General features: G+C 57.1%; 14 protein-coding genes and 1 tRNA gene. 12 read left to right on the top strand and 3 right to left on the bottom strand.

Going from position 1 to position 19,512, the window contains the following annotated elements; genetic code table 11:
- Nucleotides 1–80: 80 nt before the first annotated feature.
- Together EQG79_RS24850 and EQG79_RS24845 are read right to left on the bottom strand one after the other, a co-directional pair.
- A complete protein-coding gene (locus EQG79_RS24850; protein WP_129605236.1) occupies nt 81–1,034 on the bottom strand; it encodes a DUF4249 domain-containing protein in 954 nt (317 codons plus the stop codon).
- Nucleotides 1,035–1,036: 2 nt separating this feature from the next.
- Nucleotides 1,037–3,475, bottom strand: a complete 2,439-nt coding sequence (locus tag EQG79_RS24845; protein ID WP_129605233.1) for a TonB-dependent receptor — start codon at nt 3,473–3,475, stop codon at nt 1,037–1,039.
- Nucleotides 3,476–3,688: 213 nt separating this feature from the next.
- Between EQG79_RS24845 and EQG79_RS24840 the strand changes: the two genes are divergently transcribed.
- The 10 genes from EQG79_RS24840 to EQG79_RS24795 all read left to right on the top strand — a co-directional run bounded on the left by EQG79_RS24840 (nt 3,689) and on the right by EQG79_RS24795 (nt 16,703).
- Complete coding sequence (locus EQG79_RS24840; RefSeq protein ID WP_129605230.1) at nt 3,689–5,029, top strand: NAD(P)/FAD-dependent oxidoreductase; 1,341 nt, start codon at nt 3,689–3,691, stop codon at nt 5,027–5,029.
- A 91-nt stretch (nt 5,030–5,120) separates the two neighbouring features.
- Nucleotides 5,121–7,247, top strand: a complete 2,127-nt coding sequence (locus tag EQG79_RS24835) for a S46 family peptidase (RefSeq protein ID WP_129605227.1) — start codon at nt 5,121–5,123, stop codon at nt 7,245–7,247.
- Nucleotides 7,248–7,356: 109 nt separating this feature from the next.
- Nucleotides 7,357–7,890 (top strand): DinB family protein, encoded by a 534-nt coding sequence (locus tag EQG79_RS24830; RefSeq protein WP_129605224.1) that lies wholly within the window; start codon nt 7,357–7,359, stop codon nt 7,888–7,890.
- Nucleotides 7,891–7,973: 83 nt separating this feature from the next.
- Complete coding sequence (locus EQG79_RS24825) at nt 7,974–10,202, top strand: S9 family peptidase (RefSeq protein WP_129605221.1); 2,229 nt, start codon at nt 7,974–7,976, stop codon at nt 10,200–10,202.
- Between the two features lie 59 nt (nt 10,203–10,261).
- Nucleotides 10,262–12,004 carry a DUF885 domain-containing protein gene (locus EQG79_RS24820; protein WP_129605218.1) on the top strand — a complete coding sequence of 581 codons (1,743 nt, stop codon included), beginning with the start codon at nt 10,262–10,264 and terminating at the stop codon, nt 12,002–12,004.
- Between the two features lie 235 nt (nt 12,005–12,239).
- Complete coding sequence (locus EQG79_RS24815) at nt 12,240–13,112, top strand: phosphodiester glycosidase family protein (protein ID WP_129605215.1); 873 nt, start codon at nt 12,240–12,242, stop codon at nt 13,110–13,112.
- Nucleotides 13,113–13,196: 84 nt separating this feature from the next.
- On the top strand, nt 13,197–13,859 hold the full coding sequence (locus EQG79_RS24810) for a hypothetical protein (protein ID WP_077923747.1): 663 nt from the start codon (nt 13,197–13,199) through the stop codon (nt 13,857–13,859).
- Between the two features lie 168 nt (nt 13,860–14,027).
- Entirely contained in the window at nt 14,028–14,714 is a 687-nt protein-coding gene (locus EQG79_RS24805; RefSeq protein ID WP_129605212.1) for an NUDIX hydrolase, read from the top strand.
- A 73-nt stretch (nt 14,715–14,787) separates the two neighbouring features.
- Nucleotides 14,788–14,859, top strand: a tRNA-Arg gene (locus EQG79_RS24800).
- A gap of 137 nt (nt 14,860–14,996) precedes the next feature.
- Complete coding sequence (locus EQG79_RS24795; RefSeq protein ID WP_077923748.1) at nt 14,997–16,703, top strand: AMP-binding protein; 1,707 nt, start codon at nt 14,997–14,999, stop codon at nt 16,701–16,703.
- A 47-nt stretch (nt 16,704–16,750) separates the two neighbouring features.
- Here EQG79_RS24795 and EQG79_RS24790 read toward each other — a convergent pair whose 3' ends face one another.
- Nucleotides 16,751–17,203, bottom strand: coding sequence for a LytR/AlgR family response regulator transcription factor (locus EQG79_RS24790; protein ID WP_077923749.1), 453 nt, complete (start codon nt 17,201–17,203; stop codon nt 16,751–16,753).
- Nucleotides 17,204–17,444: 241 nt separating this feature from the next.
- On the opposite strand from EQG79_RS24790, the gene cysM reads away from it, so the two are divergent.
- The gene (gene cysM / locus EQG79_RS24785) at nt 17,445–18,317 is read left to right on the top strand and encodes a cysteine synthase CysM (RefSeq protein ID WP_077923750.1); all 873 of its coding nucleotides are present in this window, start codon (nt 17,445–17,447) and stop codon (nt 18,315–18,317) included.
- An 89-nt stretch (nt 18,318–18,406) separates the two neighbouring features.
- Nucleotides 18,407–19,447 carry a quinone-dependent dihydroorotate dehydrogenase gene (locus EQG79_RS24780; RefSeq protein ID WP_129605209.1) on the top strand — a complete coding sequence of 347 codons (1,041 nt, stop codon included), beginning with the start codon at nt 18,407–18,409 and terminating at the stop codon, nt 19,445–19,447.
- The last annotated feature ends 65 nt before the right edge of the window (nt 19,448–19,512 follow it).

Genomic DNA, 19,512 nt, shown 5'->3' with positions numbered 1-19,512 from the left:
CCAGATAGCCAATAGAAGGGGGCGTCCTGATCGAAAGAATGCTGTAACGGTAATTCTTTCGATCAGGACGCTCTCTTTTTTTACCTGAACGTTACGGAGGCCCTGGCTTGATTGTAGGCGCCGAAGCAGCCCAGTCCGCCCTGAACGTTGGTCTGGATGGGTACGGGTTCGGCAAACGGATTACCGCCTACCTCGTTCTGGCGTTCTACCGAGTCGTGGTACCGGTAGTAGTTTTCATCGACGCTGAGCAGATAGGCATTGATCGGGCCCGTAGGTCGACTTACCTGCTGCTGACCGTTTATCCAGGAATAGGCAATAGCCAGCCGCGCCCGCTGCGACACAATATCCTGGCCGTCGCGGCCAATATCGGTCGTGGTAGAGCCGTTGTTGAACGTCCAGCCCGACCGTGTTTTGATGAGCGTATCCTTAACGGGCCCACCCGGCGTTGGTACATACTGGCTTCTGTAGGTGTACTCGTTATCACCCGCCACCCTGTAGTAGTTTGGTTGGCCGGCCGGGTCGCGCCAGCGAAGGCGGGCGTGGTAATTCTTGGTGGTCAGGCCAAACTCACTTGTGATGCTGGAGTCCAGCACGACCTGGTCTATGGGTACCGGACCTGGCACTGTGCAGCGGGCGGTAACCTGCCGACCATCGGGCACACTGACCGTTAATGTGTAGGTTTTTCCAACTATAATAGGCATCTCACGGGCGTCGGCGCGATAATCGTAAGCTATCAGGGGTAGCCGTCCAATTGTACTGGTCATGGTGATTGTCTGGCTGCCATCCGAAAGGGTTACGGTGGCGTCCCTGACCGAGGTAGGGGTGAGGATTGGATCAGCGGTGCCTAGCACGGGTAAAGAGCGTGTCACCAGGGCTACCAGTACTGTATCCTGGGGTGAAATGAAGCAGGTAACCACCAGTTTTTCCCCTTCCCGCGTGATTCCTTTTGGTTCCACTTCCTGCCGGAGGCTGTCGCAGCCCGCCAGCAGCAGCCCGCTCAGCAGGCCACTATAAAACAAGATAGATAATTTCATGATCAGAACTTGAAGTTATAGCTGAATGACGGAACGACGGGGAAAACGGAATACCGGAACAGGGCCGTACGGCTGAGCTGGCCCTGCCCCTGGCTGACTGATTCGAGCTGGTAGAAGAACGGGTTTCGGCGGTTGTAGGCGTTGTAGAGGCTGAACTCCCAGGTGCGCTCGTGGTGCTTTTTCTGCTTATGAAACTGGATCGACACGTCGAAACGGTGATACGCTTCGGCCCGGAAACTGTTCTTCTGCTGGCCGTAGTCACTGACATCAGTTCCGTAATCGAAAAGCGGAGCAATCGACGACGGGGCTCCGTTCGAGCCAAAAAGGGTTTGCAGACCGGGCTGATGCCGGAAGGCGCGGTAGTTGGCCACGGGCACGGTAAGGGCATTACCGGTACCATAGACCCAGGTGCCCGACAGGGTCACGCGCTTGCTGAGTTCGTAAATACCCACTACCGATATATCATGTCGCCGGTCATAGCGGGGGAAGAAGGGCTTCCCGGCGTTCAGTTCGGCAAACTGCCACTGGGTCCAGGAAAGCGTGTAGCCGAGCCAGCCCGACAGCCGACCGGTTTTGCGTTGCAGCAGGACCTCGGCACCGTATGACCAGCCCCGGCCGGCCGTAACGTTGTCTTCCCACCGTACGCGTTCGGCCGAGGTCGGGTCGTCGATGAGCAGAAAGCTGGCCCCCTCGCGGTAGTTGATGATGTTCCGCATGGTTTTGTGATACCCCTCCACCGTTAGGGCGAAGCCCTTTCCCAGTACGAAATTGTCTGAGAAATCATTGGCAATGCCTACCGCTACCTGGCTCGACTGCTGCGGGGCGATGCGATCTGTAGTAGGCACCCACAGGTCGGTTGGCAGGCCTATGCCGGTGTTGCTCAGCAAATGAATATACTGGTTCATGATGGCGTACGAAGCCTTGGCCGACAGGCCCGGCCGCAGCTGGTACGAGGCCGACAGGCGGGGTTCGGGTCGCAGGTAGTTGGCGGTTCCCTGCGCAAACAGGCTCAGTCGCAGGCCGCCGTTTACGCGCCACCGATCATTAGGTCGCCAGGTATCCTCGGCGTAGACACCAGACTCAACGGCGTCAATGGCCTCTACATTCTGGGTAAACTGGTCGACCAGGCTGTTTTGTACCACCACGGCGCTGGGCGTAAACCGGTGAAAGATAGTCTGCGTACCAAACCGGACCGAATGTTTCGGCGAGGGGTAATAATCGAAATCGAGCTTGGCCGAGAGGTCGCGGATGCCCGAGCTGTAGCGGAGCGAGGTGTTCAGATTGTTGCTACTGCCCCGCTCATCGGACGAAATCTTGAACTCGTAATCGCTGTAAATGAGCGATAGGTTGGAAAACAGTTTCTGGTTGAAGAGGTGGTTCCAGCGAAGCGTACCTGTGGCATTACCCCAGCCAATGCCAACATCGGTTCCTTCGCCGGCATCGCGGGCGTAGAAGCGGTCGCGGCCGAAATACCCGCTCAGGTAGACCTTATTTTTTGGGCTGAATTCGTAGTTGGCTTTGGCGTTGAAGTCGTAGAAATAATACCCGGCATTGGTTTCGCCCTCGCTCTGCGCCCGAATCAGCGGAGCCGCTACTACATCCAGGTAGGTTCGTCTGCCCGATACCAGAAACGATCCTTTCTTGTTCTTCGTAAATGGGCCTTCGAGCGTTAATCGACTCGATATAAGGCCAATACCGCCTTCGCCGTGGAGTTTATCGCGGTTGCCGTCTTTCATGTTCAGGTCAATCACCGACGACAGCCGCCCGCCGTACCGCGCCGGGAAACCACCCTTGGTCAGCTCGACGCTTTTCAGTGCATCGCCGTTGAATACCGAGAAAAAACCGAACAGGTGGTTGGCATTATAAACGGTGGCTTCGTCCAGAATGATCAGGTTCTGATCGGGCCCGCCCCCGCGTACGTAGATGCCGGTTTGCCCTTCTGATCCTTTCTGTACACCAGGCATCAGCTGCAACACGCGCAGCACATCTTTTTCACCCAGAAAAGCCGGAATCTTCTTGATCTGTGAAACCGGCACGTCGATCCGGCTCATCTGCGCGCTTTCACTCACCCGCTCGTCGGTGCGGCTGGCCACAACGCTTACCTCCGACAGGGCCTGACCGGGGGTGAGCTGTACGTCGAGGCTGGAATTTTGCCGCAGACCGATAACCCGCGTCAGGGGTTCGTAGCCGACGAACGAGAACGCCAGCCTGACGCTGTCCTGAGCCGGTAACGTGAGCGAATAAAAGCCGTAGGTGTTGGTCGTGGTGCCGACAGCGCTGCCTGGTAAATAAATGTTGACGCCAATCAGGGCTTCCCGACTACCGGCTTCGCGCACGTATCCGCTCACGGTAACGCCCGACCGTGGGCCGCCGGGCTGGGGCTGCGCCAGGAGCGTATGCCAGGGAAACAGACAAAGGAAAATGTAGAACTGAAAACGCATAAGCTTAAGATGAACAGGTAAAGGATTCAATTTTGATGCCAAAGCGAGATAGAAGGTTGTAAGAGCTGATCAGCGCATCCAGAAATTAACATTTATTAATAAAAAGTTTGTTATAGAGATAGAGGATCAATTCAGGCTCCAAATCCGAACAAAAAGGCTGATTACGAGGTCTAGTAACAACGGGAGCCGTCAGAAGAAAACGATTTACGCAAGATGCTGCAATACGATAAACTATCACTGAATATACCCGATACAACCAAACCTCGCGTCGTGATTATCGGCGGAGGGTTTGGCGGGATGAACCTGGCCAAAAGCCTGCGCACCGCCGATGTGCAGGTAGTGCTGTTCGACAAGCAGAACTACAACGGTTTCTGGCCATTGCTATATCAGGTGGCTACGGCCGGTCTGGAGGCCGATGCTATTTCGGAGCCGTTCCGGAAAATGTTCGACAACCACACCGACTTTCACTACCGAATGGTGCGGGTCAACAAAATAGATCCGGCGGCCAAGACTGTAACAACGCTCATTGGTGATCTTACGTATGATTATCTGATCGTAGCGACGGGCTCCAAATCGAATTTTTTCGGCAATGAGCAGATCCAGAAATATTCGTTTCCGCTCAAAACGGTGCCCGAAGCGCTCAATATCCGGAGCCAGTTTCTGCAATGTTTCGAACAGGCCAGCATCACCCGCGAACCATCGGAACGGCAGAGTCTGCTGAACTTCGTCATTGCGGGAGCCGGGCCAACGGGGGTCGAAATGGCGGGCTCACTGGCCGAGATGCGCAAACACGTGCTGCCTGCCGACTATCCGGGCCTCGACTTCAGCCAGATGAACATCTACCTGGTTGAAGGCATGGGCAAGGTGCTGCCTCCCATGTCGGACGAAGCGGGTCAGAAAGCCCGGCGCTACCTCGAAGAACTGGGGGTAATCATCAAGCTCAACACCATGGTCGAGAGCTACGACGGCGAAACCGTTACTTTCAAAGGTGGGGAGCAGATCAAGACCCAGACGCTGGTTTGGGGAGCGGGCGTAACGGGTGCCCTGATTGAAGGCATCCCGGCCGAGTCGACCGAGCGGGGACGTATTCTGGTCGACCCCATCAACCGGGTGCAGGGCCTGACCGACGTGTTTGCCATCGGCGACATTGCGTTCATGAAGACCGAAAAATGGCCGAAAGGTCATCCGGGCGTGGCTCAACCCGCCATTCAGCAGGGTAACCACCTGGCTAAAAACCTGCGCCGAATGCTGAAGAACGAACCAACGGAACCCTTCGAGTACTTCGACAAAGGCTCGCTGGCTATCGTCGGGCGCAGCCGGGCGGTGGCCGATCTGCCGGGTAATATTCACCTCGGCGGGTTCATTGCCTGGATGGCCTGGCTGTTCGTACACATCTGGTACCTGGTTGGCTTCCGGAGCAAGCTGATTGTGTTCAGCAACTGGATGTACCGGCTCTTTACTTACCAGCGGGGTACGCGGCTTATTATCAGGCCGTTTATCCGAAAAGACGATAAGGTAGCGAACGAGATCATGCTGAAGAACGAAGTAGCCTGATCCAGTCCGTTCTTTACACTCACCCGCTGGCGCGTTCTCGTCGAGACATGCCAGCGGGTGTTTATATTTGTTTTCCTATATAATGCTGCTGATGCGAAAACAACACCTACGCCCGGCTATGCTGTCGGGCCTTTTGCTAACGGGCCTGCTGACGGCCACGTTTGCCCAGTCGGCGCTGGAGACCCAGGCCGATACCGCCGGTGGGCCGCTCGACCTGGGTAAGATGTGGACATTCGACGCACCCCCCACCGCGTATTTTCAGAAAACCTACAACTTTACGGCCGATCAGAAGTGGTTCGACGAAGCCCGGCTGGCCTCGCTGCGGTTTGCCGATTACTGCTCGGCGTCGTTTGTGTCGGCCAACGGGCTGGTTATGACCAACCACCACTGCGCGCGTGAATCCGGTACGGGCGTACAGCGAAAAGGCGAAGACCTGAACGCAACGGGCTTTTATGCCAAAACCCTGACCGAAGAGCGGCCGGTCGAAGGTCTGTTTGTCGATCAGCTCGTCCAGATCGAAGACATCACCAGCCGGGTTCAGCAGGCCATGAGCGCGGTGAGTTCGGGGCCGGGGCAGCTGGAAGCGCGCGAGCAGGTATTTTCGGATATAAAGGCCGAGTATACCAGCAAAGACAACTGGAAAGGGCTCGAACTCCAAACCATTACGTTCTACAACGGCGGGCGCTATGCACTCTACGGCTTCAAACGATATACCGATGTGCGGCTGGTGTTCATGCCCGAGCTGCAACTGGGCTTTTTCGGGGGCGATCCCGACAACTTCACCTATCCACGCTACGCCCTCGACTGCTCCTTTTTTCGGGTGTATGACAACGGTAAGCCCTTAAAAACGAGCCATTTTTTTAAGTTCAATACCAACGGGGTACGAGACGGTGAGCCCATCTTCGTGATCGGTAATCCGGGCCGTACCGAGCGGCTGAAGACCGTGGCCGAGCTTGAGTTTGACCGCGACTTTCAGACACCGGCCACGATCCAGCTCATTCGGAACCGGTCTAACGCCCTGCAGGCCTATAACGTCACTGCCAAAAACGATAGCGTCCTGAATGAGATCTTCAGCTATGAAAACAGTCTGAAAGCCTACGGTGGTCAACTGGCCGGGCTGCGCGACCCGGTGCTGATGGCCCGGAAGGCGTCGTTCGAGAAGCAGTTCAAAGCCGCAGCCCAGGCTAAAAACCTGCCGGCCGACCAGCTCAAAACCTGGGACGAGCTGGCGGCCAATACGGCCCAGCTGCGGGGCTTGTTCAACGATGCCAACTTTCTCGGCCCCAGCGAACGTACCATGGGCGAGCTGCTGACCTTTGCCAACGTGCTCACCCAGTATAACGAACTGCTGACGTCGCGCCCGCAGGATGCGGAGCGGGCCCGTTCGCTGGTGGTATCGCCGGTAGTCAGGAATTCGGCGCTGGAAGAGGCTTACCTGGCCGCTCACCTGACCGAAGCGCAAGCGGGTTTGGGTACTGACGACCCGTACGTAAAAGCCGCGCTCAACGGGCGGACGCCCAAGGAGGCCGCGGCTTACCTGCTGAAGACCACCAAACTGAACGATCCGGGTTTTGTGCAGGAGCTGCGTACGCGGCCCGGCGCCATCGGCGCGTCGAACGACCCCATGCTGGTACTGGCCCGTATTGGCTTCCCGCGCTATCTGGCCGCTGCTCGTCAGGCCCGCCAGATCAGCCAGCGGCAGGAAGTGCTCCGGGGGCAGCTCGGCCGGATGCTGTATGCCGTCTATGGCCCGGCTGTGCCGCCCGACGCTACGTTCTCGCTGCGAATCAACGACGGCGTGGTGCGCGGATACCCGTATAACGGCACCCAGGCGCCGATCATTACGACCTTTGCCGGGCTGTACGACCGCAACTACTCATTCGGCGACAAAGCGCCCTGGAACCTGCCCGCCCGCTGGAAAAATCCGCCTATGGCGCTGCTGAAAGAGCCGATGTGTTTTATCTCGACCAATGACATCATCGGCGGTAACTCGGGTAGTCCGATGATCAATAAAAACCGGGAGGCCGTTGGGCTCGTTTTCGACGGTAACCTGGAGAGCCTGCCGGGTGAGTTTATTTTCGTGCCCGACCGCAATCGTAGCATCTCTGTCCACGCGGGCGGTATGGTAGCGGCCATGCGGTACATCTACAAAGCGGACCGGCTGATCGGCGAACTCACGGGAGCACCTGCTCCTCCGGCGGCCAAAGCAAAGAAATAAAGCCTACCAATCGAATGGGTCCATGGGGCCATAAACCTGGTCAGACCCGGGCGCTGCAGACGTTCCGGAAATTTGGCTAAGTTTATGGCCCCATCGTTTATCGACGCCCATGACTAAATCAGACATTGCCATCATGCCGCAGTTCTTCGACCGGTATATCAACCTGGCCGATGATATTGACCTGCTGACCGCCCTCGCTCAACCCGCTACGTTCGACGGGCTGATTCCGGCCGAAACCCTACTGGCGCTCGGCAACCAGGTTTACGCACCCGGGAAATGGACAGTCCGGGATATTGTTCAGCACGTTATCGATAACGAGCGCATCATGTCGTACCGGGCCATGCGATTTGCGCGGAACGATAAAACTCCGCTGCCTGGCTACGACGAAGAACTGTTCGGCCAGCAGGCCAACGCCAACCGTCGGTCGCTGTCGTCGCTGCTGGAGGAGTTTGCGCTTGTTCGGCAGTCGAGCCTGGCCCTGTTCAGAAGCCTCGATGACGAGGCCCTGCAGCGTACGGGTGTCTGTTACAACCAGACCATATCATCGCTGGCGCTTGGGTTCGTCCTGGTGGGCCATGCCCTTCACCACGCCCGTATCATCCAGGAACGGTACGTGCCGCTGCTGACCGGGAAAGCACAATAAAGAGCCAATTGGCCTTTCTGAGCCAGTTGTCACGCTATCAGTCGGTCAAAATCTGTACTTTAGCCGGACTATCAAAACCGGCTATGCTGAACCGAACACTTCTTCTTGTTTTTCTGACTGCGCAGGTCGCCCTGGGCCAAACAAAGACCAAAATTACCGTTACCGACATTACCCGTATCAGGCAGGTATCGGGCATTGAACTATCACCGGATGGCAAGCGGGCGGTTTACACGCTTACCACGACCGAGCCCGCCACCGAAGCCAACGAATACGATTACCGAACCCACATCTACCTGACCGGCCTCCAGCCCGGCGATACCAAAGCCCTGACGCGCGGCAACGAGTCGGCCCGCCAGCCGGTATGGTCGCCCGATGGTCGGTACGTGGCGTTCTCGCGAACCGTAAAAGGCAAGAGCCAGGTATTCGTTATGCCGATGGATGGGGGAGAGGCCTACCAGCTCACCAGCCTGCCCTACGGCGCTTCGGGGCCGATGTGGTCGCCGGATGGCAAACGAATCGCGTTTTCGTCGACCGTATCGATGGCCGAGATGCTGAAAGATTCGTTGCTCAACCCGGGCCGTAAAACCCCCGCCTGGTCGCTCGAGAAACCCGGTTTCCGGACCAATGATTTCATAAAGGCCGACCCTAAAACGAAAGCTAACCCCGACGGGTCGCTGGCCGAAATCCGGGCCTATCTGAATAAAGATGTAGAGGACAAAAAGGCGAAGGTCATCAACCGACTCAACTTTCAGGGGGAGTCGACAACGGAGCCGGACCTGAGTTTTACGCACATGTACGTCATCGACGTGCGCGAAGGCGCGACGCCCAAACCCCTGACGCGTGGCTTTGCCTCCGTACAGGCCGGCACCTGGCTCCCCGGCGGGCAGGGGCTTCTGGCCGTTACCGACCGCGACTCGACCCGCCACCCCGACCGGGAGCAGGATAATGCCATTATTTTCATTCCGGCCGATGGGTCGGGTAACCGCACCACCGTACTGGCCGAAGCTGGCAAAGGATACGGCTCACCCGAAGTATCGCCCGATGGCCGGACGCTGGCGTTTCTGGTCAGCGCATCAGAAGGCGTCAATTTCGGGCAGATCGGGCTGGCTACGCTCAACGGTAGCCAGGCGTCGGACATTCGGCTCGTTACCTTCGATCGGGCGCCCGGCAGCCTGACCTGGTCGGTGACCCCGGCCGCCCGGAAAGGCGCTGCCGCCACCCCCGTACTGTACTTCACCGCATCGTCGAATGGCGGTACCCCGCTGTACCGGCTCGACCCGTCTACCCGGCAGGTAACCCAGCTGTCGGACTTCGAGAGTGGCGTTACTTATTTTGACGTGGCCGGCAACCAGCTGGTATACGCCAAAACCGAAGTGGCTAACCCCTCAGAATTGTATAAGGCTGATTTCAGTAACGGCAGCAGCCGACCAGCGGCTACCCCCACGCTGGCGGGTGTCAAGCTGACCAGCCATAACGACTGGGTGGCGCAACGGCAGCTGAGCTTCCCGGAGAAGCGTACGTACAAGAACTCGCTCGGGCAAACCGTCGATTACTGGATCATGAAGCCCAGCCAGCTGGAAGCGGACAAAAAATACCCGCTGCTGCTGAATATGCACGGCGGCCCAACGGCCATGTGGGGACCGGGCGAAGCGTCTATGTGGCACGAATTTCAGTACATGTGCGCGCAGGGATACGGGGTCGTTTACGCCAATCCGCGCGGATCGGGCGGGTACGGGCTGAACTTCCAGCGGGCCAACATCAAGGACTGGGGCACCGGACCCGCCGAAGACGTGCTGGCGGCCGTTACCGACGCGGCCCGCGAAGCCTGGGTCGATACCGCCCGGCAAGTGATTACGGGTGGCTCATACGCCGGTTACCTCACTGCCTGGATTGTTGGGCACGACAACCGCTTCAAAGCCGCGTTTGCGCAGCGGGGCGTTTATGATCTGACCACCTTTCTGGGCGAAGGCAATGCCTGGCGGCTTATTCCGAACTATTTCGCCTACCCCTGGACACCCGAGGCCAGGGTGTTGGACGCCAACTCACCGTATACCTTCGTGCAGAACATTCGCACCCCGCTGCTGATCAAACACGGGGAAAACGACCTGCGGACGGGTATCATCCAGTCGGAGATGATGTACAAGAGCCTGAAAATTCTGGGTCGTCCGGTCGAGTACGTGCGTATGCCCGGCGCTACCCACGAGCTGAGCCGGACCGGCAACGTGCGGCAGCGTATCGACCGGCTGCTGCGCATTTACGAGTTCTTCGAGCGATACGTTGGTCCTGACGCACAGGGGCTGACGCAGAAATAAGTACCCGGCCACGGATCGATGTTATCCGTGGCCTTTTTTATCCTTACCCACCACCGTATATGTACAATCGACTACTTCTTTTTCTCTGCCTGGCTTTTCCGGCCTGGGCCCAGACCCCTGACCAGCGGGTAACGAAAGTGATAGCTGATGTATGGGCGTTCCGGCTGGCCGATGAACCTTTGCTGGCTGTCATGACCGGTCAGGGCCAATCGCCCGATCGGCTTTTCTCCTACAGCGAAGCCGCTTTTCAGAAAAGACATGCCTTTTACCAGCAGAAGCTGACCGAGCTGAAGGCGCTGCCGGCTCACCAGCTTAGCGCTGCCAACCGTACGAACGCGAGCCTGCTGATCTATCTGCTCGATAGTTACGTCAGCGACTACAAACTGAAAACCTACCTGAACCCCCTCCTGGCCGAAGGTGGCCCGCATACCGACCTGTCGTTCATACCTGCTCAGCTCCCGTTTCAGACCGTAGCCGACTACGAGCGATACATCCGGATGCTGATGGGGTTTCCGGCGCAGATGACCGAGGTGGTGGCGCTCCTGCGTGACGGGCTGAAACTGGGGATGACCCAGCCCCGGGCCGTTATGGAAGGCTACCAGACGACCTACCAGGCGCACATCGTCAGCGATCCGGCCAGCTCGGTTTTTTACAAACCGTTTGAGCGGATGCCCGCCACCTTTTCGGCCGCTGATCGGGAACGGCTGAAGAAAGCCGGTCGTCAGGCGGTTATGGACGGAGCCGTTGCCGGTTACCGTCAGTTCGGCGCGTTTATGGATACCGACTACCTGCCCAACCTGCGCACTACGCTGGGTGCCAGTGCGCTACCCAACGGCGAAGCCTATTATCAGGAACGGGTGCGGTATTACACGACCTTAGATCTGACCCCCGACCAGGTTCACCAGACGGGGGGGGCCGAGGTAGCCCGAATCCGGGCTGAAATGAATGCGGTGATGGTCAAAACCGGCTTTACCGGCTCGTTTGCCGACTTTCTGAAATTCCTCCGAACCAGCGAGCAGTTTTACCCGAAAACCGCCGGTCAGCTCCTGCGCGAAGCGAGCTACATTGCCAAACGCGCTGACGATAAGCTGCCTGCTTTCTTTGGTCGGTTGCCGCGTCAGCCGTATGGCGTATCGCCGGTGCCGGATGCCATAGCGCCAAAATATACGGCTGGCCGCTACGTGGGCGCTCCGCTGGGCGGTACAACGGCGGGTCAATACTGGGTCAACACCTACAACCTGCCCAGCCGGTCGCTCTACACGCTCGAAGCGCTGACGTTGCACGAAGCCGTGCCGGGCCATCATCTGCAAACCGCCCTATCGGCAGAACTGACCAGCCTGCCCGTATTCCGGCGGTTTCTGTACGTCGACGCGTTTGGCGAAGGCTGGGGGTTGTATTGCGAATGGCTCGGCCGCGAAATGGGATTCTATACCGATCCCTACAGCGACTTTGGCCGGCTGACCTATGAGATGTGGCGCGCGTGTCGGCTGGTGGTCGACACGGGTATTCACGCCAAAGGCTGGTCGCGCGAGCAGGCCATGCAGTTTATGGCCGAAAACACCGCGCTTTCGCTCCACGAAGTCCGCACCGAGGTTGATCGGTACATTTCGTGGCCGGGGCAGGCGCTGGCTTATAAAACCGGCGAGATGAAAATCAAACAACTGCGCAAACAGGCCGAAGTAACCCTGAAAGAACGATTCGACATCCGCCAGTTTCACGATGCGTTACTCGGGCAGGGCACTGTTACGCTGCCCATTCTGGAACAGGTAGTGGCGGACTATATCCAAAAAGCCAGGAAGTAACCCGTTACAGACTGGCATGAAGGCCAGCGCTGATCATTGGCTCCACGAAGCAGGGTATAAACTTACAGTTGCCCCCTGATAGCCCGGAGCTTCCACGTTGAGCAACCGTGCTTTACGATGCCTCCTGAAGTCGGTATGCCAAACACTGTAAACCAGCGAGGGCCATTAATATCATACGAACGACCCAAACAACCCTTCAGGCCTGCCCAGGTCAATAACTGAATCTCAACCGATCATGAAAAACAACCTCTTTTTCGTTATGTGGCTGGTCACCAGCGCCAGCCTGTATGCCCAGCCAACTTCCGATTCGACCCAGGTGACGAAGGCCCGCTGGCGTACTACGCGCCTGACCCGGCACCTCCGCTGGCAGGAAGCGCAGTTCGACAGTTTGTTTGGGTCAAAGCAGAATGTCAACCTGGTGGTACTCAAAAACCGACGCCGACGGCCGGTTGTAGCGTTCGGATCGGCGGGCGACAGCCTGAAGCCAACGAGTTGGTTTGGGAAACGGGACCGGGCGCTGGTAGCGCTGAACGGGACGTTCTTCGATGTGAAGCAGGGAGGCTCGGTCGATCTGATCAAAATAGACGGGCGGCTGATCGATACCACCCGGCTGTCGGGCAAGAGCATGCCCGAGCATCAGCAGTCGGCCATAACGATTGATCGAAACCGGGTGCGTATCGTACACGGCGGTAACCAGCCCGGCTGGGATCGTCAGCTTCCCGACGAGAACGTAATGACAACCGGCCCGCTGCTGCTCCAGAACGGCCAGCCGAATCCGCTGGCGAAGAATGCCTTCAACGACAATCGCCATCCGCGGACTTGCCTTTGCCTGGGCCCTGGCCGACGGCTGGTGCTGGCCACGGTCGACGGGCGCAACGCCAACGCACAGGGTATGAACCTCCACGAGCTAACCCGGCTGATGCGCTGGCTCGGCTGCCGCGACGCGATCAATCTGGACGGGGGCGGGTCAACGACGCTCTGGCTCCAACCCAGTTTGCCGGGGGTAAAGCAAGTGTCCGAACAGGGCGTTGTGAACTATCCGTCAGACAGTAAGCAGTGGATTCATACCGGCGAACGGGCCGTTAGTAATGTAATTCTGATCCGATAAACCGCATACTCAAAAGGGTGAGGAACAGGTTACCTTATTTTCCTACGTTTATGGGAAATAAGATAGCCCAATCACACAAGTGCGATGAAAACGGTTTATGTTCTGGCCTGCTTTCTCCTGACGGCTGTAGCCGCCATCGGCCAAAAAATTGCGAATGACAATACGCTCAGCGTCAAGGTCGATGGGAAAGACTATACGACGCAGCCTCGCCGAATTCGGGTCGGCAACTACTGGTGGGTTACGGCCAACGCCGTCAAGCCCGACAAATCGCTCCGCATCTGGCTCGGTACGTTCGACCGGCGCGATGCGCTCGAGTCCGGTACCTACCTGGTTGTTGATGCCGACAAGCCCGATACGAAGGAAAACCGGCAGAAGTACGAAGATTTCGGCAAGTACAAAGGCATTGCCATCATCAAATACGTCGAAGAAACCCGGGAGCCCCGCATGGAATACCACGTGGGTAAGTCGCAGAATAACGACGAAACCATCAGTGTCAAACTCGGTACCGACGGGTTTCTGGAGGCTACGTTCAGCGGTAAGCTGGCCGGCACTTACTGGAAAGAAAAAGCCACGGCTACGGTCTTCGGCGGTATGGGCCGGTTGATCAACAAGATGGAAGATAAAGCCATTACCAAGGCATCGGGCTATGATTCGGACATCGACCCCGAAGGCAATGGCTATAAGAAACAGGACAAAAAAGACGAGATCATACTGACCGACGGTAAAGTCCGCCTGAAGGTAAACTAGCTCGTTGGCCGGTACCTGCGGAGTCTGGCGCTACCAGTCAAATGACCTTCTGTTCTCTTAAAACAGCCCGTAAACGCGCGTTGCGGGCTGTTTTCACAACCAAGCTCGCTAACTTGCGGTTACCCGATTGGCTGGCCATGTGCATAGGGTCAGCCGATGGATGTTGTTATGAGTGATAAACGCAGGCTGGAAGCCATTCAGGACGCACCGAAATTCCGTTTCTGGAAAAGCCAGATGGAAAGTAACGGTCTGACCATAAACGAGATAAAAGACTTTTACGTCCGCCACCGTCACAACGGCGAAGTACTGTTTGCCATGCTGGAGGTAGATGCCGACACCCCCGAAGGCGACAAGATCCCGCCCGCGCTGTTTCTGAAAGGCCACGCAGCCTCGGTGCTGGTTTGCCTGATTGACCAGGACACCCGAGAAAAATTTGTGGTGCTGGTCCGCCAGCGACGTATCTCCGACGGCTCGCATACCTACGAACACCCGGCCGGTATGGTCGATGCCGACGACGCCCCCGACGAGGTAGCCGCCCGCGAGCTGGGCGAGGAAATCGGTCTGGAAGCCACAGCCGCCGACCTGACCAAACTGAACCCCCGGCTCTGGTTTCCCAGCACCGGCACCAGCGACGAAGCCATGCATTTTTTCTACATCGAGCGCGAGCTGCCCCGCGATCAAATTATGGCTTTCCACCACAAAGACATGGGTAACGCATCGGAGTTTGAGCGGATCACCACGGCGGTGACCACCCTGCCCGAAGCGCATAAGCTGGTCAACAACGTAAACGGCCTGCTGATCCATTTTCTGTACCTCCAGCACGTCGGCGACTACGAAACCATGAAGCTGTTGTAAAGAATTTCCGGGTCGGGGTTGCGCTCTAGTCGACTAATCTATTATATTTGCACTCCCAAACCGGGGATTATAGGCTTCCGTAGTTCAATGGATAGAATTTCGGTTTCCGGTACCGACGATAGGGGTTCGAGTCCCTTCGGGAGCACAAGCCGCAAAACCGCCGACACAATCGGCGGTTTTTGCTTTTTATGGCCTTGTCACTGCTGGTATATTCCCGAAACAGAACAAAGATTTCCTGCTTTCGTTTTATTTTTGTTGAACTACCAAATAAGCCCACTTCACATGGATACGCAGTCAACAGAAATAAATGCATATCCCTGGCGTCGCTTTTACCCTAAAGGCGTACCCCATGAGATAAATCCGGATGCCTACCCGTCTTTGGGAGCTATGATGGAAGAAGCGTTCCGGAAGTTTGCCGACCGACCGGCATATGCCTGTATGGGTAAGCAGATTACGTTTGCCGAACTCGATAAGCTGTCGCTGCAGTTTGCGTCGTTTTTGCAGAATGACCTCGGTTTGCAGAAGGGCGATCGAATTGCTATTCAGATGCCCAACACGCTGCAATACCCCGTGGCTATGTTCGGGGCGCTGCGGGCCGGGCTGGCCGTGGTCAACACCAATCCGCTCTATACCCCCCGCGAAATGCAGCATCAGTTCAAGGATTCGGGGGCCAAAGCCGTCGTGATCCTGACCAATTTTGCCGCCAACCTGGAAAAGATTCTCGACAAAACCGACATCGAACACGTTGTCGTAACGAGTCTTGGCGATCTGCTGGGTTTCCCCAAGAAGCAGATCGTGAACGCGGTGGTAAAATACGTCAAGAAGCTGGTGCCACCCTTTAACCTGCCTGCCGCCATTTCGTTTGGCGATGCGCTGAGCCGGGGCAGTCGGCAGCCGTTCCGGCCGGTAGACGTCAGGAATACGGACATGGCTTTTGTGCAGTACACCGGCGGCACCACAGGCGTTTCGAAAGGGGCTGTGCTGACCCATCGGAATATCATCTCGAACGTAGAATGTCAGCACGTCTGGATGGCGCCCGGCAACGTACCCGATGGACAGGGGATTATCGTCGCGGCTCTGCCCCTTTATCACGTATATGCGCTGACAACCAACGCGCTGGCGGCCCTGAAAAGCGGGGCTATGAACCTGCTTATTACAAACCCGCGCGATCTGAACGCCTTTATCGACGACCTGAAAAAATACAAGGTTACGGCCTTTACGGGCGTCAATACGCTTTACAACGGCCTGCTGAATCATCCGCGCATTGGCGAGGTAGACTGGAGTCGGCTGAGCGTAACCTCGGCGGGCGGCATGGCGCTGCAAACGGTGGTTGCCGAACGCTGGACCAAGCTGACCGGTAACACCCCCTGCGAAGGCTACGGCCTGACCGAAACCTCACCCGTGCTGTCGTCGAACCCGATCGATGGGTCGGTGCGCGTCGGTACGATCGGGATTCCCTGGCCCAGCACCGAGATGAAAATCATTCGCGAAGACGGTACCGACGCTTCCATCGGCGAACCCGGCGAAATTGTGGCGCGGGGGCCGCAGGTGTTCAGCGGGTACTACAACCGCCCCGAAGAAACGGCTAAATCGATGCTGAACAGCTGGTTCAAAACCGGCGATGTGGGCGTGATGAACGAAGATGGGTTCTTCAAAATCGTTGACCGGAAAAAAGACATGATTCTGGTGTCGGGTTTCAACGTATACCCCAACGAGATCGAAGACGTAGTAGCTCAGTGTCCCGGCGTTATGGAGGTGGCCTGTATCGGCGTACCAGACCCTAAGTCGACGGAGGTGGTCAAGATTTTCGTGGTCCGGAAAGACCCGGCCCTGACCGCCGAGACCATAAAAGCGTACTGCCGCGAGAACCTGACACCCTATAAGGTCCCGAGGATGATTGAGTTCCGCGATGAGCTGCCGAAGTCGAACGTTGGCAAGATTCTGCGCCGGCCGCTGCGTGATGAAGAAATGGCCAAACAGGCCAAATAAAAGAAACAGGGGTTTAGCACCGTTCTGGTTGGCTAAACCCCTGTCTATTAAGCCGCCAGGCGGCTGTTGGTCCTGAAGTCAGAGAGGGTTACGAGCTCCTGCTGAAAGCCCTTTACCTGTTTTATGAATCGGCTGGCTTTCCGGCGCGACACCTCTACGCGATGCCCGTTGATCAGGCTTACGCTCAACTGCTGCTGGTCAGGGTGAATACCTTCCAGATACAGCAGGTTGATGATGTTCTTCTTGTGCGGTCGCACGAACACTTTCGATGAGAGCCGGCTCTCCATCTTCTTCAGCGTCAGCGACACCATCAGCTGACTGCCATCGGCAAAGTGAAAAACGGTGTAATTGCCTTCGCCTTCGAGCCGGACAATCCGATGCATCGGCATTTTTTTGCGGTACCCCCAGAACGGCAGGGTCAAATCAGGCATCTCAAACTGACCGGCAATTTCTTCGACATGTGCTTTGGTCAGCGGCTTGGTCAACAAGGTTGATTTCATGATACTATTCAATAAGATGGTGTGAATAAATAGACAGGATGGTAACGCAAACTGACCTTTCGGTACGTTGCGCGCACACTGTCAAACAAGTTTACACAAAATTCACTGTCAAGCCATTAGCCAGCGCCGAAATTTATTAAATAAGCCCGGGCTACGAGGATGCCGCCGGGTAGTAACGACAGCTGGCGAACTAATTGAGCCGCTTTAGCCTTGACTAGAACACAAGAATAAATCAGTTCGCATGGCTACTTTGCTTGATTTGGTCGGTAACACGCCCCTGGTGTCGTTAGATCGCCTGAATCCAAATCCCAACGTACAACTCTACGGTAAACTAGAAGGAAATAACCCCGGCGGCAGCGTGAAAGACCGGGCCGCAGCCAGCATGATTCAGGGGGCGCTGGAGCGGGGTGAGCTGAAACCCGGTATCAAACTCATCGAAGCCACCAGCGGAAATACCGGTATTGCCCTGGCAATGATTGCCCGGCTTTATGATATCGAGATTGAGCTGGTTATGCCCGAAAATTCAACCCGCGAACGGGTGCTGACCATGGAGGCTTTCGGCGCCCGCGTGATCCTGACCGAAACCATAGAAGCCGCCCGCGACTATGCCGACGAGCAGGTCAGAAAAGGGGGGTATTTCATGCTGAATCAGTTTGCCAACCCCGACAACTACCTGGCTCACTACCGGACAACCGGCCCCGAAATCTGGCGCGATACGAATGGGCAGGTTACCCACTTCGTTTCGTCGATGGGTACGACCGGTACCATTATGGGTACGTCGCGGTACCTGAAAGAACAAAACCCGAACGTACAGATCGTTGGCTGCCAGCCGACCGATGGCTCGTCGATTCCGGGTATCCGGAAATGGCCGGTCGAGTATTTACCGCGCATTTTTGAGCCGCAGCGTGTGGATCGGGTAATCGAGGTGTCGGCCGACGATGCGACCGACATGACCCGCAAACTGGCGAACGTAGAAGGGGTCTTTGCCGGGATGAGCAGTGGCGGCTGCGTATGGTCGGCTATCAGGCTGGCCCAGGAGCTGGAGTCGGGCATCATTGTTTGCATCATCTGCGACCGGGGCGACCGGTATCTCTCGTCGGGCTTGTTCGGGTAGGCCGGTTCTGCCGGGCAGGACCGGTAAAAAAGCTGGCTTACCGCCCCGACCCTTCGTCGGTTGGCCGTAAGTTCGGTACCTTTGTAGCCATGTATACCCGTATTATCCTGCCGTTGCTGTTTCGGTTCGATGCCGAAACGATCCACCATACCGTTACGTCAATCCTGAAGTTTGCGCTGGCTATTCCGGGGCTGTCGGCCCTGTGTCGACGGCTGTATGTGCTGGAAGATAAGCGCCTGGAGCGAACCGTTTTTGGCCTGACGTTTCCAAACCCGGTGGGGATGGCGGCTGGCTTCGACAAAAATGCCGAACTGGTCAGCGAGTTGAGCGATCTGGGGTTCGGGTTTGTCGAGATCGGCACGGTAACTCCGCGGCCGCAGCCCGGTAATCCGCGTCCGCGCCTGTTTCGGCTCAAAGCCGATCGGGGCCTGATCAACCGAATGGGCTTCAACAACAAAGGAGCAGGGCCTGCGGCTGAGCGGCTGCGTCAGTTCTCGGCGAACCGGGGTGGCCGACGGGTCATCGTAGGCGGTAACATCGGTAAAAATAAAGATACGCCCAACGAGCAGGCACTGAACGATTACCTGCTGGGCTTCCGGGCTTTGTTCGATGCCGTCGATTACTTTGTCGTTAACGTGAGTTCGCCCAACACGCCCGGCCTGCGCGACCTGCAGGAACGTGAACCATTGACCAACCTGCTGACAGCCCTGCAAACCGAAAACCGGCAGCGACCGGCGCCCAAACCGATTCTGCTCAAAATTGCCCCCGACCTTACCGACGGCCAGCTGGACGATATCATCGCTATTGTAGCCGAAACCGGCATTGCGGGGGTTATTGCCACTAACACAACCATCAGCCGCGACAACCTCGTCACGGATGCCGCTCAGGTCGGGCAGATCGGGGCGGGGGGCGTCAGTGGACAACCGCTGCGGGAGCGCTCTACAGCCGTGATTCGGTATCTGCACGAGCGGTCGGGCGGCACCTTTCCAATCATCGGAGTGGGCGGGATTGCTTCGGCCGAAGACGCCCGCGAGAAACTAGACGCCGGTGCCAGCCTGGTACAAGTCTATACCAGCTTCATCTACGAAGGCCCCGCCCTGGCCAAACGAATCAACCGCGGCCTCCTGTAGAGATCGGTCCGTCGTTACGGCAACCCTTTACGTCTTTACAGGCGTCAGTAACAACATAACACCCT

It is taken from the genome of Spirosoma sordidisoli, from assembly GCF_004138325.1.
GTDB lineage: Bacteria > Bacteroidota > Bacteroidia > Cytophagales > Spirosomataceae > Spirosoma > Spirosoma sordidisoli.
This window is presented reverse-complemented; position numbering and strand designations above follow the sequence as displayed.

Coding starts and splice junctions, on each gene's coding strand:
- EQG79_RS24850 (WP_129605236.1), bottom strand. CDS start 1,034: ATGAAATTATCTATCTTGTTTTATAGTGGCCTGCTGAGCGGGCTGCTG.
- EQG79_RS24845 (WP_129605233.1), bottom strand. CDS start 3,475: ATGCGTTTTCAGTTCTACATTTTCCTTTGTCTGTTTCCCTGGCATACG.
- EQG79_RS24840 (WP_129605230.1), top strand. CDS start 3,689: ATGCTGCAATACGATAAACTATCACTGAATATACCCGATACAACCAAA.
- EQG79_RS24835 (WP_129605227.1), top strand. CDS start 5,121: ATGCGAAAACAACACCTACGCCCGGCTATGCTGTCGGGCCTTTTGCTA.
- EQG79_RS24830 (WP_129605224.1), top strand. CDS start 7,357: ATGACTAAATCAGACATTGCCATCATGCCGCAGTTCTTCGACCGGTAT.
- EQG79_RS24825 (WP_129605221.1), top strand. CDS start 7,974: ATGCTGAACCGAACACTTCTTCTTGTTTTTCTGACTGCGCAGGTCGCC.
- EQG79_RS24820 (WP_129605218.1), top strand. CDS start 10,262: ATGTACAATCGACTACTTCTTTTTCTCTGCCTGGCTTTTCCGGCCTGG.
- EQG79_RS24815 (WP_129605215.1), top strand. CDS start 12,240: ATGAAAAACAACCTCTTTTTCGTTATGTGGCTGGTCACCAGCGCCAGC.
- EQG79_RS24810 (WP_077923747.1), top strand. CDS start 13,197: ATGAAAACGGTTTATGTTCTGGCCTGCTTTCTCCTGACGGCTGTAGCC.
- EQG79_RS24805 (WP_129605212.1), top strand. CDS start 14,028: ATGAGTGATAAACGCAGGCTGGAAGCCATTCAGGACGCACCGAAATTC.
- EQG79_RS24795 (WP_077923748.1), top strand. CDS start 14,997: ATGGATACGCAGTCAACAGAAATAAATGCATATCCCTGGCGTCGCTTT.
- EQG79_RS24790 (WP_077923749.1), bottom strand. CDS start 17,203: ATGAAATCAACCTTGTTGACCAAGCCGCTGACCAAAGCACATGTCGAA.
- cysM (WP_077923750.1), top strand. CDS start 17,445: ATGGCTACTTTGCTTGATTTGGTCGGTAACACGCCCCTGGTGTCGTTA.
- EQG79_RS24780 (WP_129605209.1), top strand. CDS start 18,407: ATGTATACCCGTATTATCCTGCCGTTGCTGTTTCGGTTCGATGCCGAA.